Source organism: Flavobacterium resistens (genome assembly GCF_900182645.1).
In the GTDB taxonomy this organism is placed as follows: Bacteria; Bacteroidota; Bacteroidia; order Flavobacteriales; family Flavobacteriaceae; genus Flavobacterium; species Flavobacterium resistens.
Genome location: NZ_FXTA01000005.1, coordinates 167,898 through 185,688, shown reverse-complemented (window position 1 = coordinate 185,688; position 17,791 = coordinate 167,898). Strand labels below are relative to the sequence as shown.

The following is a 17,791-nucleotide window of genomic DNA, read 5'->3' as shown; positions in this document are numbered from 1 at the left end:
GTATGGCAATGCTTTTACAATGAATTTATGTTTTTCTTATCAGTAAAATCAAATCTATTAATCTTGATGAATAACCAATTTCGTTATCGTACCAGCCCACTACTTTTACCATTTTATCAATGACAGAAGTAAGTTGAGCGTCAAATAAGCACGAATGTCTATTTCCAATTATATCAACAGAAACGATCGGATCTTCTGTGTAATCTAATATTCCTTTTAAATTTGTTTTTGAGGCTATTTCAAATGCTTTATTAATTTCTTCAATAGTAACAGCGCGTTTTACATTGAATGTAATATCTGTTAATGAACCATCGGGAACTGGAACACGAATACCACATCCTCCGATTTTTTGATGCAATTTAGGAAAAATTTTTGTTAATGCCTTAGCTGCACCTGTAGTTGTTGGAACAATCGACTGACTTGCGCCTCGCGCCCTGCGTAAATCCTTATGTGGCTGGTCGTGAAGACTTTGGTCAGTTGTGTAAGAATGTATTGTTGTAATGTAAGCTTGTTCGATTCCGCAAAGTTCGTCAATGATTTTAATCATAGGCGCAGCATTGTTTGTTGTGCAGCTTGCATTTGAAACAATTGTTTCATTTCCTTCTAAAATATCTTCATTTACACCTAAAACTACTGTTTTTATTGTGTCAACTTCTGATGGAGCTGAAAGAATTACCTTTTTTGCTCCAGCTTCCAGATGCGCATTTAATTCTTCATGCGTTTTGTATTTTCCGGTTGATTCAATGACAAAATCAATATTATGGCTTTTCCAGTCTAAGTTAGAGATACTTTTTTCATGAAAAAACTTAAAATGTTTATTGTCAACAATAATTGATTCTTCATCATGACTTACGGTAAAAGGCAAAACACCATGAATACTATCGTATTTTATTAAATGTGCCATCGTTTTATTGTCGGCAATATCGTTGATGGCAACAACTTCAATTTCTGGATGATTTAAAAGTAGGCGAAACAAATTTCTGCCAATTCTTCCAAAACCATTTATAGCAATTCTTGTTTTCAATTATCTGGTTTATTCGTTTAATCGTTGAAATCGTTTAATTGTTTTTAAACCGTTAAGCGCATCTACGATTAAACGATTAATCAATTGAACGATTGATTTTTATTATAAAATATGTTTTTGTGCTTTGTATGAAGAACGAACCAAAGGACCGCTTTCAACATGACGGAAACCTAATTCAAGTCCAAATTTTTCGTATCTCGCAAATTGTTCAGGAGTAATAAATTCCTTTACTGGCAAATGTTTTTTACTTGGTTGTAGGTATTGTCCAATAGTAACGACATCAACATTTGCATTGCGTAAATCAATCATAGTCTGAAAAACTTCTTCTTCAGTTTCACCAAGACCTAACATAATACCAGATTTGGTTCTGTTGATTCCTTTTTCTTTTAAGTAACGCAAAACTTCAAGACTACGGTCATATTTTGCCTGAATTCGAACTTCTCGGGTTAATCGGCGAACCGTTTCAACGTTATGAGAAACTACTTCAGGATTTGCTTCGACAATTCGGTCTATGTTTCTTTCAATTCCCTGAAAATCCGGGATTAAAGTTTCAAGTGTAGTATTTGGGTTCATTCTTCGGATTGCTTTTACAGTTTCAATCCAGATTATAGATCCTCCATCTTTCAAATCATCTCTGTCAACACTAGTAATTACAGCGTGTTTAATGTTCATGATTTTAATAGAGCGGGCAACTTTTTCTGGCTCGTCCCAATCTACTGTTTCTGGACGTCCGGTTTTTACACCGCAAAAACCGCAAGAACGTGTACAGATGTTTCCAAGAATCATAAAAGTTGCTGTTCCTTCACCCCAGCATTCCCCCATATTTGGGCAGCTTCCAGAAGTACAAATTGTGTTTAAGCTGTATTTATCAACTAAACCACGAAGTTCAGTATATTTTTGTCCAATTGGAAGTTTAACCTTTAACCATTTAGGTTTTCCAGCTGGTATATTTTCAATGACTGTTTCCATATATCAAAATTCAAAATACAAAGATAAGGAATGTAGTTTATTTAGAGACGTTAATTTGCTTTTCGTTTGCTTTTCATGTTTGCTGCTGTTTAAGATTGTTAAGTTCAAATGTTAATAGTTTATTCTAAAGCGCGCTTTAAGATAATCTTTTTAGTTACTGCCTAATAATTTGATATTTAAGCTACGTTTTTTAAATTTCTAAATTTCGTCTTAATCTTTTGTAAAATTGACTTATTGGGCCAGTATAAGATTTTTCTCGTATTAATTTTACTGTTAATTTAATTAGTATAGAAAATATGAAAAAGAAACTTATCGTATTAGGAATTTTATTTGCAACTTTTGGATTTAATAAAATAAATGCACAGGAAGATTCAGAAAAAAAAGAATTGTCACTCCTGGACAAAACAATGATTGGATTTACTTTTAGTGATGCTGATGCAGCAGCTATGGCTCAACAAACAGTTGCAGAACTTGATGCAAACAATCCAATTGCCAGCTCAACAGATGGTTATACAATTCGATTAAACCGTTTGTTTGGAAAACATGCTTCTAGTGAGGGAGTTACTTTAAACTATAAAGTTTATTTAGTAAAAGATATCAATGCTTTTGCTTGCGCAGACGGAAGTGTTCGTGTATTTGCAGGTTTAATGGATATTATGGATGATAATGAATTGCTTGCAGTTATAGGACATGAAATAGGACATGTTGTAAATCAAGACACCAAAAACCATATTAAAGCATTATATAGAAAAGAAGCTTTACTACATGCAGCTTCATCGCAATCAGAAGCTTTTAAGACAATTAGTAAAACTGAATTAGGGAAATTTGGGAGCAAGTTGATTGATAGCGGGCATAGTAAAAAACAAGAATCAAAAGCTGATTTATTTGCGTATGATTTTATGAAAAAACATGGTTACAATGTTAATGCCGTTGAATCATCTTTTAGAATTCTGCAAAAAGCAAGTGAAGGAGAAGATTCATCTTTTATTTCCAGAATGCAGAGATCACATCCAGAGCCGGGTAAAAGAGCAGACGATGCTAAAAAAAGAGCAACAAAAGATGGATTGTATAGTGCTTATGAGAAGCAAAAAATTGATAATACTGTGCCTGTAAAAGCAAAAACAGCAACAAAAATAACAGTGAAAAAAACAACAGCAAAAAAGAAATAATTTTTGCATAAAAATAAAAAACCGGAAAATTCCAAAGAATTTTCCGGTTTTTTATTTGGCCTTATATCAATAATAGCCACAGATCGTTATGAAACTCATTTAAATTTTATACCTTTATTTGTTGAAAAAACAAGCTTTGTGTGAAATGAAATAGCATTTTGTTATGCTACATTTGTTGTCAAATTGTAATTATAAAAAAAACATGAAAAAGAAAATTATAATAGCAGGGTTTTTATTTGCCACATTGGGATTTACTAAAATGAATGCGCAAATTAATTTAGGAGATAAAGCAATGGGTGCACTTCAAAAAGGTGTTACCAGTTTTACCCTTACTAATGCTGATGCGGCAACTTTATCGAAAGAAGCTGTTCGTAAATTAGATTCGACGAATGAAGTTGCAGGACCAAACGACGGTTATACTTTAAGATTAAACAGAGTTTTTGGAAAATATACTTCTGGTGAAGGATATACGCTGAATTATAAAGTTTACAAATTGAAAGAAGTAAACGCATTTGCAACTGCTGACGGAAGTGTTCGTGTATATTCTGGTTTAATGGATATTATGGATGATAATGAATTGTTGGCTGTTATTGGCCATGAAATTGGTCACGTAGCAAATAATGATACGAGAGATGCCATGCGAGCGGCTTACCAAAAAGAAGCTTTAATTGATGGAGCATCTTCGCAATCTGCAAAAATTAGCGCTGTAACAGATAGTCAGCTAGGGAAAATTGGAAGTGCAATGATTGATAGTAAACATAGCCGTAAACAAGAAGCTGAAGCCGATTTGTTTTCGTATAATTTTTTAAAGAAGAACGGGTACAATGTAAATGCTGAAGAGTCTGCTTTTAGAATTTTGGCTAAAATGAGTGAGGGAGCTGAAGCTTCTTTTCTTGATAGAATGATGAGTTCACATCCAGATTCTGCTAAAAGAGCTGATGATGCTAAAGCAAGAGCTGAAAAAGATGGTTTGTATAAGCCATATGTACAACAAAAAATTGTCAATACAGCTCCTGTTGCAAAAACAACTACAACAAAAAAAGCAACTACAACAAAGAAAACTACAACAACTAAAAAGAAATAGTTGTTCTGATTTAATATAAAAAACGGCAAATTTTAAATTTGCCGTTTTTTTTTATTTTAAAAATTATCCTAAAACGTGGTGTGCCAAAACTTTTTGAACATCATACACATTTACAGATTTATTGAATTGTTTTACAATACTTGGGTTTAATTCGCTTGAAACCCAAATTTTCAATTCGGCGTCCAAATCAAAAGTACCAGCAGTTTCAACACTAAAACGGGTAATGCTTTTATAAGCGATTGATTTGTATTCCGTTTTACTTCCAGTAATTCCTTGAACGTCAACTAGAATTAATCTTTTATTTGTGAAAATAAAAGTGTCACGAATCAATTTAAAACCCATTTCGATTTCTTCGTTATCAGTTAAAAGTTGTCCGTATTTTTTTAGTAAATCTTCTTGACTGACAGTGCCCGCATTGCCCATAAGAGCAGAAAATATTCCCATTTTTTAGTTTTTAGTTTAAATAAAATTGTTTTGCATTTAAGGAAACGTAAAGGTAATTGAATTTGTTAAATTTTATAATTGCCGTTAGATTTAATTAATATAGGAGTTATAATTAACGAAAGTAAAAACGATGAGATTAGAGAAACAATTATATTTCCGTAGGCTTTTATGTTTAAAGAAATAAGAAATCTAAAACTAAAGATAGCTGTTGAAACAACAAGGATTAAAATCCAGTATTTTAAATTTATTTTAGATTGGTTATAATGCTTTTTGGGAAGTTTTAGAAATGCTATTGCAATAAACAACGCTCCAATTAAAGTGCTTAAATGTTGCGTAGCTTTCCAAAAAGTGACTTTGTTTCCAAACAAAATAAAAGTGTTTCTTAACTCTGGAATATGAATTACAAAATAACCATTCTTGTGAGTGAACGCGTCCCAAAAAAGATGAGAAGCGATTCCAATAATTGCTGATAATAAAACTATAAATAGATTTTTGTTGAAATAATTCGTCCAATTAAATTCCGTAAAAGCAATTATTCTTGATTTAAAAGAATTTGGAAGATTTAAAAATAAATCGTTTCGAATCAAATTGTGAAAAACAAAAGTCAATGCAATTGCTAATGGCAAATCAAACCAAAATATTCCTGAGACTGTGTGGCTATATTTACTTTGAACTTGCATTCTGATAAAATACTCAAAATCTGGAGTTAAGCTTCCAATGATTAAAGCTGTCCAAGAAAACCATTTTTTAGGGAAATATTTTAAAGGAAAAATTATTGCAGGGTGGGCAAATGTAAATGGCATTTGGTTTTTAGTTTGGTAAAATACATTTAAAGATAAAAATATTTTAATAACAAAAAATCAAAAAAAAAGCAGAACCTAAGTTCTGCTTTTCTGTTTTTAGATTATTATTTTATTCAGGTTGCGTTTTAATTGTAATAGGAAGATTATACGCTGTTCTAACAGCTTTTCCGTTTAAAACACCCGGAACCCATTTTGTTTTTAATGATTTTAATACTCTAATGGCTTCTTTGCCCATTCCGTAACCTGGGTCTTTTTGTACCATGATATCTGTTATTGAGCCATCTTTTTCAATTACAAAAGAAACATATACTTTAAGAGTCATTTCAGCGTCCAATTCTGGTCTTTTAAAGTTATTACCAACATAGCTGTAAAACTTGTCCATTCCTCCAGGAAAACTAGGCATTTTGTCTAATGCTGTAGGAAGAAGAGGTTCATTAGTTGCTGGCGGTTCACTAATTGCTTCGCCTCCAGTACTACCACTTCCAGGTAATACATTTGTTATTGTTCCATCACCAGGTGTAGCGTTGTCTACAACTGTGTGGTTTTCTGCATTAGTTGCAATTTCCTGAACAGCTTCTTCTGTACGAGATACAACAGGATTTGTTAACTGTTCCGAAGTAATTGGTTTAGTAGCTTCCTGTTTTTGTGCAGGTGGAGCAATAGGTTCTTGTTTTTCTGGTTTCACCAATGGATCTACTTTTACAACAATTGGATCTGGAAGAGTAGTGATAGGTTCAACAGCTTCATGTGGTCTTAATTTATTAATCAGCATCGACGCGCTTCCCAAGGCGGCTATCAACAGCAACGCCATAAATAATGCGGTAACTGTTGTTTTAGAATTTTCTTGGCGTAATTGATACGCTCCATACTCTTTGTTTTTGTTTTCGAAAACAAGATCGGTCCACTTGCTTTCATAGATGCTTGATTTTGACATGATTTTTGGATTTTAAGGTTAAGTAACTTTAAATCATACGCGAATAGGGTTTGGGTTTTAGCAAACAACGCAGAAGTTGTTGTTTTAGTATGTTAGATAATAATTTTTTTAAGAAAAAGTATGATAATACTTTAATCTTTTCTTAAAGATAATAAATTATCTGTTACGTTCAATGATTTCTGCCAATAATTTTTTAGCACGAAGAAGCTTAACTTTTACATTGCTTAAAGGCTCATCAATTTTAGAAGCGATCTCCTGATAGGACATTTCCTGAAAATAACGAAGTTGAATAACTTCCTGATAGTGGGGTTTTAATTCTTTGATGCATAAAAGCAAACGAGAGAGATTTTGCTCTTTAATTAATGCATCTTCTGCAGATGGAGTAGGGTCGGCAATGTTGTATGCTTGCTGGTCTTCGCTATCTGTGATTTCGATAAAAAGATTGGTTTTCTTTTTTCGCAATAAATCGATATAAACATTTTTTGCGATGCTGATCAGCCAAGTGTTGAATTTAAATTCGGAATTGTATGTGGCGATCTTGTCGAAAGCTTTTGAGAAAGTTTCAATAGTAATATCCTCGGCAATTGTTTCGTTTTCGGTGCGTTTGAGCATGAAGCCGTAAACTTCATTCCAATAAAAATCTAATAAAAAAGTAAAGGCGATCTGATCGCCTTTTTTTGCTTTTTCTATTTTAGAATTTATTTCCAATGTACCGGTTTTGAAAAGATATTAGTTATAAAGATATTAATTTGTGTTAATATAAGCATCATCTCTACAACAGGAAACCAAATTTTCAAGTCTTTTTCTTTTAGTTTTCCAGCTGAAAATCCCATTACGGTCCATGCAACAGTATAACGAGTTGCTAAAATTGCTAACACTGCAATCCATTGAAATTGGAATGACAATAAAAGGATAACCAAAATAAAGAAAAATAATTGTGACGTATAAAAAACACCCAATTGCATTTTGTCAAAAAACTTGTAATGTTCTGCAGTCGAAACGTGCCTTCTTTTTTGATTGAACCACTCTTTATAAGACTCTTTCGGTTTTGAGTATGTAAAACTTTCCGGATTATAGGAAATTGTTGTGTTTGATTTGTTTGCTGCCTGATTTATAAATAAATCATCATCGCCAGAACGCACTTGAATGTGATCAATAAAACCGTTTACATTGAAAAATTCTTCTTTTTTGTAAGCAAGATTTCGTCCAACTCCCATATATGGAACGCCTATTTTTGCCCATGAAAAATATTGAACGGCAGTTAAAATAGTTTCAAAGCGAATTACTTTGTTTAATATTGAGCGATTTATTTTTTCATAACCTCCATAACCAAGAACAATAGTTTTGTTCATTGTAAAATGTGAAGTCATTGAAGTGATCCAGTTTTTAGAAGTTGGATAACAATCGGCATCAGTAAATAAAAGATATTCTTTTTTCGAGGCTTTGATTCCTAAAGTCAGAGCATATTTTTTATTTCCCCAGAAAGCTTCGTTGTTTTCAACTTTCACTAAACGAATATTTGAATACTGTTTTTCAAATTCTTCAAAAACCTCTAAAGTTTCATCTCTTGAAGCGTCATCAATTAAAACAATTTCAAAATCCGGATAATCTTGTTCGGCTAAAAGCGGTATAAATTTCTTGACATTTTCTTCTTCATTTTTGGCACAGACAATTACTGAAACGGGAAGTTTTTTGGGTGTAATTTCTTGTTGTTTAGCGAAAGCAAACTTTCCAAATACTCCTAAGTAATAAAAAAGTTGTACGACAACGATACCAATAAAAAAGTAAAATAAAATTGTAAGCATCTGATTTTAATATCTTTTAATTTCTGAATCTTGCGAGTGCAAATGTACTTATGAATTCCTAATTTTCAATGTCCAAAACCAATTTACTTTCGGCATTTTGACATTTCTTTTGCAACAGCAATAGCCTGAGGGTTTTCGGTTTTTTCTAATTCCGAAATTATGTTTTTATAATTAAAATCATCACGATTTTGAGATAGTTTTTTAGTTGCTTGAATTTCACTTATTTCGATCTCAAAACCAAAGATTCCTCTTGCTTCACGCATCGTTTTTTCTGATAAATTTTCAACACGAACTGGATTTTCTGAATTCGCTTCGTACTTATCAACCAATTTTTTTAATTGCTCGACAGAAGTTTCATAATCTACAATCTTGATTTTTCCATAAACATGTACGGCTATATAGTTCCATGTTGGTACATTTTCATGGTCATACCAAGACGAAGAAATATAACTATGTGGACCTGTAAAAACGGCTAAAACCTGATCGTTTTCCTTAAAACCTTCAGCTTGCGGATTCAGTTTTGAAATATGTCCTTGCAAAATTTCTTTTCCGTCAGCATTAATTTCAAATTCTATCGGAATATGCGTTGCGCATAATTTTCCGTTCGTTTGATTGATTAGAATTCCAAAACTATTTTCTTTTAAAAAAGTTCTGATTTCTTCAGGATTTTCGTTTTTGTATATTTCAGGTGTATACATCTCTGTTGTTTTTAATTCAATTTGTCACATTGAGCGAAGTCGAAATGTTTTGTGTAAAAAGGACTTCGACTTCGCTCAGTCTGACAATAATTGTAAATTCGTGAAATTTGTGTTTTAAATCACATTGACTTCAGCCTCAATATGAATTCCGAAAATTTCAAAAACGGTTTTCTGGACTTCTTTTGAAACGGCCAAAATTTCCTGCCCCGTTGCATTTCCATAATTTACTAAAACCAAAGCTTGGTTTTTATGAACTCCGGCGTCGCCAAAACGTTTTCCTTTAAAACCAGACTGTTCAATCAACCATCCAGCAGGAACTTTTACTTCGGTATCTGATACTTCATAAAATTTCATTTCAGGGAATTTTTGATGTATTTTCTCGAAATCAGATTTTAATAAAATAGGGTTTTTGAAGAAACTTCCGCTATTTCCTAATTCTTTCGGATCTGGCAATTTGCTTTGTCTGATAGCAATTACGGCATTGCTTACATCTTTTAATGTTGGTTCAGAAATGTTGTTTTTCGCTAATTCTGCTAAAATATCTCCGTAAGAAGTATTGATTTTATGATTGCGTTTAGTCAGTTTAAAAATAACCGAAGTAATAATGTATTGGTCTTTTACTTCGTGTTTGAAAATACTTTCGCGGTAACCAAAATTACATTCCGTATTGTTGAAAGTTCTCATTTCCTGAGTTGCAATATTTATGGCTTCGCAAGAAACAAAAGTGTCTTTAATTTCGGTTCCATATGCCCCGATATTCTGCACTGGAGTTGTACCAACATTTCCAGGAATCAACGACATGTTTTCTAATCCGCCAAAATTGTTTTCGATTGTCCAGAGAACAAAATCATGCCAAACTTCGCCAGCCTGACTTTCAACCCAAACAAAATCGTCGTCTTCTTTTGTGATTTTTTTTCCTTTTAAATCAATATGAATAACCAATGCGTCAATATCTTTGGTTAAAAGCATATTGCTTCCGCCTCCTAGAATAAATTTTTTTTCGTTTTTGTTTTCTTCTAAAATTGTTTTTAATTCATCAATAGAATGAACGGCAACGAATCGTTTTGCACTGGCTTCAATACCAAAAGTGTTGTGTTTTTTTAAAGAAAAATTGGATTGGATTTCCATATATTAAAGGCTTTTTAATCTGAGTCAAAAGTAAGGATTATAATTTTTTTCTAACCGCAAAGTCCGCAAAGTTTTACGCAATGAACGCAAAGCTTAGCGAACTTTGCGTAAAACTTTGCGTCTTTGCGGTTAAATTACTTTAAAGAATCGAGAAGTTCACGATATTTCTCCGAAATAATCTTCATATTAATATCATAATTCGCGTTTTCTTTAACAAATTTTCTATTTCGAATAATCGCTTCATTTCTAGATTTTGAATTTTCAAAAGACCAAATCAATTCTTCGGCTAGCATTTCGATATTATCAATTTCAATCAATTGTCCGTTTTCGCGATGCGTAATCCAACTTTGATTTCCAGGAATATCAGAAACTACAGGGTAGCAATTACAAGCCATTGCTTCGAATAAAGATGCCGAAACGCCTTCGGTAATTGGCATGCTGATATAAATATTGGATTGCTGTAATAATTTAGGAAGTTCTGTGTTTGGAATTCTTCCAGTAAAAATCACTTTGTTTTCGATTTGAAGTTCTTTGGCTAAATCTTTTAAAAATTGTAATCTTGTTCCGTCACCAACAATCGTTAATGAAAAATCAATTCCCTTTTGATTTAAAATTCCAAAGGATTTTAAAATAGAATCGTGTCGATATTCAGGCTGAAGCGAACGCGTAACAATGGCTTCAATTTTATTGGAATTATTGGTTAAAGGAGTAAAAAGTTTTAAGTTAATTCCTTTTGCAAGAACCAAAACTTTGTTCATGTCAACGCCAGTTGCTTTCATGTGAATTGCCATGACAGGTCCCCAAGCATGAATTAAATGCGCTTTTTTGAAAGCATATTTCTGAATGAATTTTTTAAATGGATATAATTTAGATTCTTCCGGCCATAAATCAGTGCGGCCTTGCTGTGCGATTGCGATAGTTTTAGATCCGGATAAAGCAGCAAGAAAACCGTAACTAGTGGTTCTTTCTGCGATAACCATATCTGGTTTTTCTTTTTTGATGATTTTTCGAATAGAAATCGGAGCGAAGAAATACTCTAGAATACGTTTGAATCTCTGATTATTTGAAGTTTGAAGCTCCCAAGTGATAATTTCAAAATCACCAAATTCTTTCAGGCCTTTCATCCAAGTTATGGCGTCGGCGCGATAAGATTCTCCAAGAAAAAGTATTTTTCTTTTCATTATAAAAGTTTTTCGCTGCGAATTCACGAATTAATTTTGAATAATTCGTGAATTCGTGGCGATTTTTTTATCTCTAAAATTCTTCAGTATCTAAAGCTCGATTGATAAATTCGTTTAGAGGTTTTAAAGCAATTAGTTTTTTGCTGATTTTTGAAACGAAATCTTTCTGAGTCACTTCAGAAATATCATATTTTTGAGTTGCAGTGAAACTTTTTAATTTTAAAAATTCAATCGCCGGATGGTCTTTTTCGTAACCACGTGGCATGCTTTTAAGCGAATTATTTTCGTTGAAATCTAAATTTCCAAATTCTTTTTTGAAGTTTTTTTCGTTTAAAATTTCCTGTAAATCATCATAGAAAAAGGCAATTTCTTTACGGACTTTTTTTAAATCTTCTGATTCAGGAGAATAAAATCCACCGGCGATAAAACTGGCGCCTTTTTCGATATGAACATAATATCCTGCTCGGTTTAAACCTCTAATTCCGCTGGAAATCCAAACGCCTAAATGTGCTTTATACGGAGATTTATCTTTAGAAAAGCGAATATCACGATTGATTCTGAAAGTACAGTTTTTGACTTCCAATAATTCTAATGACGGATCAAGTGGTTTCATCGCATCAAGAAAATCACTTACTAATTGATGATAATCTTTCTTGAAAACTTCGTATCGTTTTTTATTTTCCTGAAACCATTCTCGATTGTTGTTCTTTTTTAAATCGTCTAAAAATTGCAATGATTCTTTCGCTAACATATTCCTTAATATTATTGCAGTTGTTTTTAAGTTTTTTATTCAGGCTAATTTAATAATTTCTATTTTGGGATTGATTATGAAAACTGATACAAATTATATCAATTTTAAATCATAAGCTAAAATCACAAATTAAATATTTTATAACTCTGATGTGTCGATTTTACAATCGCTTCAGTTCGTTCAGGATGCGTATCAGAAATAAAAAGCTGGCCAAAAGTTTCGGTATTCACCATTTCGACAATTTTGGCAACACGTGTTTCGTCTAGTTTGTCAAAAATATCATCAAATAATAAAATCGGTTTTACGCCACTTTGCTTCTTTAAAAATTCAAATTGAGCCAGTTTTAAAGCAATCAAAAAAGATTTTTGTTGACCTTGTGATCCGAATTTTTTTATTGGATGTGAATCAATTTCAAAAGACAAATCATCTTTATGAATTCCGACTGTTGTGTAGTGAAGCGCGCGGTCTTTGTTAATGTTTTCCTGCAAAAGCGTCAATAAGTCTTTTTCGAATAAATGACTTTCATAAATCAACTGAACACTTTCTTCAGATCCTGTTATAGCTTGATGATGGGTATTAAATATAGGTATAAACTGCTCGAGAAATTCTTTTCGTTTTTCAAAAATCGATTTTCCATATTCTTGCAGTTGCTCATTATATATAGATAAGGTGTCGTTATCGAATGTATGATTGAGGGCAAAATATTTCAAGAGCGCATTTCGCTGCGTAATCACTTTTTGATAATTTATCAATTCATGCAAATAGGTTGAATCGAGTTGCGAAATTACGCTATCCATAAATTTACGACGCGTTTCGCTTCCTTCAACAATCAAATCCCGATCGGCAGGCGAAATAATCACAAGTGGAATAAATCCAATATGATCTGAGAATTTGTCGTACGCTTTTCCGTTTCTTTTTAAAACCTTTTTTTGCCCTTTTTTTAAACTGCAGACAATTTGTTCTGTTCTGTCATTTTTGTCTATTTCGGCATCAATTACAAAAAACTCTTCGCCATGTTTTATATTTTGAACCGCAAGCGGATTAAAATAGCTTTTTCCGTAAGCCAAATGATAAATTGCATCGAGTACATTGGTTTTTCCAATGCCATTTTTTCCCACGAAACAGTTGATCTTGACGTCGAAATCAAAACTTGCTTCAGAAAAGTTTTTATAATTGAATAATGAGATTTTGTTTAAATGCATTTTTAAGGTACTCCAGTTGTAAAATTTACCGTTTTTGGACGGTGAAAATTTGAGGGTGCAAATTACCGAAAATTATCGATATAATTGGCTTTACGGCAGTCTTGAACCGATTTATTTTACCGCTTCCGCGAAAGTGCAAGTGAATAAGAAAATTATTTTTTTTAAAATAGTGATAAAATTGATTTTTTTTGCCTCAGTTTCAAGAAAAATTTTATTTTTGCCGTTCACTAAATTATTTTTAAATGGCAACTTACAATAAAAGAGGATATAAGACACCAAAAGAGAAGGAAGTTAAAGAAGTTACTGAAGAACAACAGGTAGTTATTGACGAAAAAGACAGCACAACAGCTGGTGTTTTTTCTAAATTAGATGAGACTGCTTCAAGAACTGAGGATTGGGTGGCTAAAAATCAAAAAATCATTATTGGTTTAGTTGCAGGTATTGCAGTGGCTACTATTGGTTATTTGGCTTACCAAAAATTTGTTGAAACTCCTAAGCAAGATGAAGCTGCAAACGAAATGTTCGTTGCACAACAGAACTTTGATAAAGCTGTAAACGGTGTTGCAAGTGATTCATTGTACAAATTAGCATTAAACGGTTCAGAAGGTAAATTCGGATTTGTTAAAATTGCTGACGAATATTCTGGAACTGATGCTGGAAACTTAGCAAACTACTATGCTGGTATGGCTTACTTGAATACTGGTAAATTTGATGATGCTATCAAATATTTAGGAGAATTTAAATCAGAGGATGCTATTTTAGGTGCTTTGGCAACTGGAGCTATCGGTGATGCTTACTCTCAAAAAAACAATCAAAAAGAAGCTTTGAGCTATTATGTTAAAGCTGCAGGTGTTAATAAAAATGATTTTACTACACCTCGTTTCTTATTAAAAGCGGCTAAAACTGCTATTGCTTTAGGTCAAAAAGAAGATGCTTTAAAATATCTAAACGATATCAAAGATAATTTTGATGCAACTCCAGAAGCTGCTTCTGTTGATGTATTAATTGGATTAGCACAATAATTTAATTTTTAGAGTTCAGATTTAGTTTTTAGATTTGTATTTTTACAATCTGAAATCAAATTCCGAAGTATTGGAATTAAATCTTAAATATTAAAAATGGCTACCGAAAATAAAAATTTATCAGAATACGATAAAAACACAATCCCAAATGCGAAAGACTTTCGATTTGGGATTGTTGTTTCTGAGTGGAACGACACTATAACTGAAGGACTTTACAATGGTGCATATGATGCGCTTGTTGATTGTGATGTTCCATTAAATCAAATTATTCGCTGGAATGTTCCAGGAAGTTTTGAGCTTATTTATGGCGCTAAAAAAATGCTTCAGACTCAAAATGTTGATGCAGTAATTGTAATTGGATGTGTAATCCAGGGAGAAACAAAACATTTTGATTTTGTATGTGAAGGCGTAACACAAGGAATTAAAGATCTGAATGTTCAAACGGATATTCCGGTTATTTTCTGCGTTTTGACTGATAATACAATGCAGCAGTCAATTGACAGAAGTGGAGGAATTCACGGAAACAAAGGAACTGAGGCAGCAATAGCGGCAATTAAAATGGCATATATTCGCCAACAGGCTTCAATGTCACATCCTTTTCATCAGCCATTATTGTCTACAGGTGCGCTTCAAATTGAAGATAAACCTAGAAAAATCGAGAACGAATAAAACACAATTGTTTTAAAAATACTAAAACCTATACTGTGTAAAAATAGTATAGGTTTTTTGTTTTTTTTATGAGTATAGATGTTCTGAATCACAATCAAAATTCATTAAATTTGTACACCTTGGTTTTTTAAAATCAAAGAGAACTAACATTATCAATCTAAGATTTTTAGTAAATAAAGTCGAAGAGAAACCTTTAACCCAAATTTTTTAATGTCGAGTATTATTCAATTGCTTCCAGATCACGTTGCTAACCAAATTGCTGCTGGAGAAGTGGTTCAAAGACCAGCTTCAGTTGTAAAAGAATTGTTAGAAAATGCCGTTGATGCTAAGGCAACTGATATTAAATTGATTATAAAAGATGCCGGAAAATCGTTAGTTCAGGTTATTGATAACGGAGTTGGAATGACAGTTACAGATGCGCGTTTGTGTTTTGCACGTCATGCGACTTCAAAAATTCGTCAGGCTGAAGATTTATTTTCACTTGGTACAAAAGGTTTTCGTGGAGAAGCTCTGGCTTCGATTGCAGCGATTGCGCACATGGAAATGAAAACCAAACAAGATCAGGACGAACTTGGAACACATATTGTAATTGAAGGAAGTAAATTTGTTTCACAGGAAGTAGCAGTTTTGCCAAAAGGAACATCATTTGCGGTTAAAAATCTTTTTTTCAATATTCCCGCCCGACGCAATTTCTTAAAATCAGACACAGTTGAGTTTCGTCATGTTATGGATGAATTTCAACGTGTGGCTTTGGCGCATCCAAATATTCATTTTAGTTTTTATCATAACGGAAGTGAATTATATAATCTTCCGTCTTCAGGATATCGCCAGAGAATTGTCGGAATTATGTCTGGCAAAACCAATGAAAAATTAGTTCCTGTAAATGAAGACACCGAAATTATAAATATCCAGGGATTTGTCTGTAAACCTGAATTTGCTAAAAAAAGCAGAGGAGAGCAATTCTTTTTTGTAAATGATCGTTTTATAAAAAGCGGTTATCTACATCATGCTGTTATGGCTGCTTATGACGGTTTGTTGAAAGATGGTTCACAACCAAGTTATTTTTTATATCTGCAGGTTCCGCCAAATACGATTGATATTAATATTCATCCCACAAAAACGGAAATTAAGTTTGATGATGAACAAGCTTTATATGCTATTTTAAGGGCGTCTATTAAACACAGTTTGGGACAATTCAATGTAGCACCTGTTTTGGATTTTGAAAGAGATTCTAATTTAGATACGCCATATCACTACAAAGATTTAGAAGCTGAAACGCCAACAATTCAGGTAGATGGAACTTTTAATCCTTTTACGGATGATAAAACGAATCCGCATTATGCAAAAGGGAGTTCAGGATCTGGCTATAGCTCGGGTTCGTCTTCTTCATCAGGCTCTTCCTATTCCGGATCATCATATTCTGGTTATTCAAAAAGAGTCGAACCAACAGCGAGCTGGGAAAGTTTATATGTTGGTTTAGATTTAGAAAATCCGGAAACGATTGAAAGTTCGCCTTTCACATTCGAAAATGAAGAAGTGACTTCTTCTTTATTTAATGATGATGAAGTAGAGCAGGCAAGTCAGAAAACCTATCAAATTCATAAAAAATATATTGTTTCGCCAATAAAATCAGGAATGATTATTGTGGATCAGCAGCGTGCACATCAGCGTATTTTATACGAGCAATTTTTGTTGAATATGACCGTTAATCAGGCTTCAAGTCAGCAATTGCTTTTTCCGTTAGATTTGTTTTATTCGACTGTCGAAATGAAATTGATTGAGGAATTGAAACCTTCGCTGGAAACGACAGGATTTATTTTTGAAGATGCCAAAACGGATCATATTGTAATTTCAGGAATTCCTGTAAATATTACTGAAAGTGAAGTTTCAATAGTTATCGATCAGTTGTTGAGTGATTTGCAGGACGGAATTCCGGCAAATAGTTACAGTCAGAATGATACAATTGCCAAATCGATGGCGAAAAGTTTAGCGGTTAAAACCGGATCATATTTAACCGAAAAAGAACAAGATAATTTAGTAAATGGGTTATTTGCCTGTAAAGATCCAAATATTTCACCTTTTCAAAAACCTACCTTCATCACCATGCGTGTAGAAGATATAGATAAAAAGTTTGCCTTATGATGAATATCACTCCAGTTGTCAAACAACTGCTTATAATTAATATTATCTTTTTTATTGGTTCTCAGTTGGTGCCAGTATCATATGATTATCTGATTATGTATTTTCCTGAAAATCCAGATTTTAAAATCTGGCAGATAATTACGCATATGTTTATGCATGCAAATCTGTTGCATATCGCATTCAATATGTTTGCATTATATTCATTTGGATCTATGCTTGAGCATTTTTGGGGCGGTAAAAAATTCTTGTTTTTTTACATTTCATGTGGTTTAGGTGCTGCTTTATTGAATTTTGCAGTAAACTATTATTCTTTTCAGGAAGGCTTAAATATTTTGATTGCGAACGGATACTCAAAATCATATGTTTTGCAACTTTTGAGTGAAAATCAAATAGCAGTTAAGTGGAAAGAAATATTAACAGTTACTCAATTTGAGAATTTTACAACTGCTTATGGAAGTGCAGTTCTAGGTGCTTCTGGGGCTATTTATGGTTTGTTGACAGCTTTTGCATTTATGTTTCCAAATGCAGAATTAGCTTTGATGTTTATCCCGATTCCAATTAAGGCGAAATATTTTGTGCCAGGACTTTTATTAGTTGATTTATTTTTAGGTCTAAAAGGAAGTTCTCTTTTTGGAAGCGGCGGAACAGGAATTGCGCATTTTGCACATCTTGGAGGTGCTGTTGCCGGTTTCTTGATGATGTTATACTGGAAAAAAAATCAGTTTAATAACAATCGTTGGAATTAATTTTTAACTTTAATTTATTA

18 protein-coding genes are annotated in these 17,791 nt (G+C 32.8%); 6 read left to right on the top strand and 12 right to left on the bottom strand.

Annotated features, from left to right (window positions below):
- Positions 1 to 25 precede the first annotated feature (25 nt).
- Positions 26 to 1,024 (bottom strand): type I glyceraldehyde-3-phosphate dehydrogenase, encoded by a 999-nt coding sequence (gene gap / locus FN795_RS17820; protein ID WP_142451882.1) that lies wholly within the window; start codon positions 1,022 to 1,024, stop codon positions 26 to 28.
- A 102-nt stretch (positions 1,025 to 1,126) separates the two neighbouring features.
- Entirely contained in the window at positions 1,127 to 1,993 is an 867-nt protein-coding gene (gene lipA, locus FN795_RS17815) for a lipoyl synthase (protein WP_142451881.1), read from the bottom strand.
- Positions 1,994 to 2,289: 296 nt separating this feature from the next.
- Here lipA and FN795_RS17810 point away from each other — a divergent pair, with 296 nt between their 5' ends.
- Both FN795_RS17810 and FN795_RS17805 read left to right on the top strand, forming a co-directional pair.
- Positions 2,290 to 3,162 (top strand): M48 family metalloprotease, encoded by an 873-nt coding sequence (locus FN795_RS17810; protein ID WP_142451880.1) that lies wholly within the window; start codon positions 2,290 to 2,292, stop codon positions 3,160 to 3,162.
- 202 nt (positions 3,163 to 3,364) lie between these two features.
- Positions 3,365 to 4,246 (top strand): M48 family metalloprotease, encoded by an 882-nt coding sequence (locus FN795_RS17805; protein WP_142451879.1) that lies wholly within the window; start codon positions 3,365 to 3,367, stop codon positions 4,244 to 4,246.
- A 63-nt stretch (positions 4,247 to 4,309) separates the two neighbouring features.
- Here FN795_RS17805 and FN795_RS17800 read toward each other — a convergent pair whose 3' ends face one another.
- The 10 genes from FN795_RS17800 to recF form a co-directional block, all read right to left on the bottom strand.
- Positions 4,310 to 4,690: a PH domain-containing protein gene (locus FN795_RS17800; RefSeq protein ID WP_035650134.1), complete on the bottom strand. Its 381-nt coding sequence runs from the start codon at positions 4,688 to 4,690 to the stop codon at positions 4,310 to 4,312.
- Between the two features lie 65 nt (positions 4,691 to 4,755).
- Positions 4,756 to 5,493, bottom strand: coding sequence for a DUF4184 family protein (locus FN795_RS17795; protein ID WP_142451878.1), 738 nt, complete (start codon positions 5,491 to 5,493; stop codon positions 4,756 to 4,758).
- Between the two features lie 109 nt (positions 5,494 to 5,602).
- Positions 5,603 to 6,427 (bottom strand): energy transducer TonB, encoded by an 825-nt coding sequence (locus tag FN795_RS17790; protein WP_142451877.1) that lies wholly within the window; start codon positions 6,425 to 6,427, stop codon positions 5,603 to 5,605.
- 156 nt (positions 6,428 to 6,583) lie between these two features.
- Positions 6,584 to 7,135, bottom strand: coding sequence for an RNA polymerase sigma factor (locus tag FN795_RS17785; protein WP_035650130.1), 552 nt, complete (start codon positions 7,133 to 7,135; stop codon positions 6,584 to 6,586).
- Positions 7,126 to 8,232, bottom strand: coding sequence for a glycosyltransferase (locus FN795_RS17780; RefSeq protein ID WP_142451876.1), 1,107 nt, complete (start codon positions 8,230 to 8,232; stop codon positions 7,126 to 7,128). The genes FN795_RS17785 and FN795_RS17780 overlap by 10 nt, the downstream gene beginning before the upstream one ends.
- Positions 8,233 to 8,315: 83 nt before the next feature.
- Positions 8,316 to 8,930: an FMN-binding negative transcriptional regulator gene (locus tag FN795_RS17775; protein ID WP_142451875.1), complete on the bottom strand. Its 615-nt coding sequence runs from the start codon at positions 8,928 to 8,930 to the stop codon at positions 8,316 to 8,318.
- 114 nt (positions 8,931 to 9,044) lie between these two features.
- Positions 9,045 to 10,058 carry a UDP-N-acetylmuramate dehydrogenase gene (gene murB / locus FN795_RS17770; RefSeq protein ID WP_142451874.1) on the bottom strand — a complete coding sequence of 338 codons (1,014 nt, stop codon included), beginning with the start codon at positions 10,056 to 10,058 and terminating at the stop codon, positions 9,045 to 9,047.
- A 134-nt stretch (positions 10,059 to 10,192) separates the two neighbouring features.
- Positions 10,193 to 11,239, bottom strand: a complete 1,047-nt coding sequence (locus FN795_RS17765; protein WP_142451873.1) for a glycosyltransferase — start codon at positions 11,237 to 11,239, stop codon at positions 10,193 to 10,195.
- Positions 11,240 to 11,312: 73 nt separating this feature from the next.
- Entirely contained in the window at positions 11,313 to 11,990 is a 678-nt protein-coding gene (locus FN795_RS17760; protein WP_142451872.1) for a DUF2461 domain-containing protein, read from the bottom strand.
- 122 nt (positions 11,991 to 12,112) lie between these two features.
- Complete coding sequence (gene recF, locus FN795_RS17755; protein WP_142451871.1) at positions 12,113 to 13,192, bottom strand: DNA replication/repair protein RecF; 1,080 nt, start codon at positions 13,190 to 13,192, stop codon at positions 12,113 to 12,115.
- Positions 13,193 to 13,434: 242 nt separating this feature from the next.
- On the opposite strand from recF, the gene FN795_RS17750 reads away from it, so the two are divergent.
- From FN795_RS17750 to FN795_RS17735, 4 genes are all read left to right on the top strand, one after another.
- Positions 13,435 to 14,214, top strand: a complete 780-nt coding sequence (locus FN795_RS17750) for a tetratricopeptide repeat protein (protein WP_142451870.1) — start codon at positions 13,435 to 13,437, stop codon at positions 14,212 to 14,214.
- A gap of 96 nt (positions 14,215 to 14,310) precedes the next feature.
- Complete coding sequence (gene ribH, locus FN795_RS17745; RefSeq protein ID WP_142451869.1) at positions 14,311 to 14,883, top strand: 6,7-dimethyl-8-ribityllumazine synthase; 573 nt, start codon at positions 14,311 to 14,313, stop codon at positions 14,881 to 14,883.
- 210 nt (positions 14,884 to 15,093) lie between these two features.
- The gene (gene mutL, locus FN795_RS17740; protein WP_142451868.1) at positions 15,094 to 17,025 is read left to right on the top strand and encodes a DNA mismatch repair endonuclease MutL; all 1,932 of its coding nucleotides are present in this window, start codon (positions 15,094 to 15,096) and stop codon (positions 17,023 to 17,025) included.
- Positions 17,022 to 17,771, top strand: a complete 750-nt coding sequence (locus FN795_RS17735) for a rhomboid family intramembrane serine protease (RefSeq protein ID WP_081909365.1) — start codon at positions 17,022 to 17,024, stop codon at positions 17,769 to 17,771. Before mutL ends, FN795_RS17735 begins: the two co-directional genes overlap by 4 nt.
- Positions 17,772 to 17,791 lie beyond the last annotated feature (20 nt).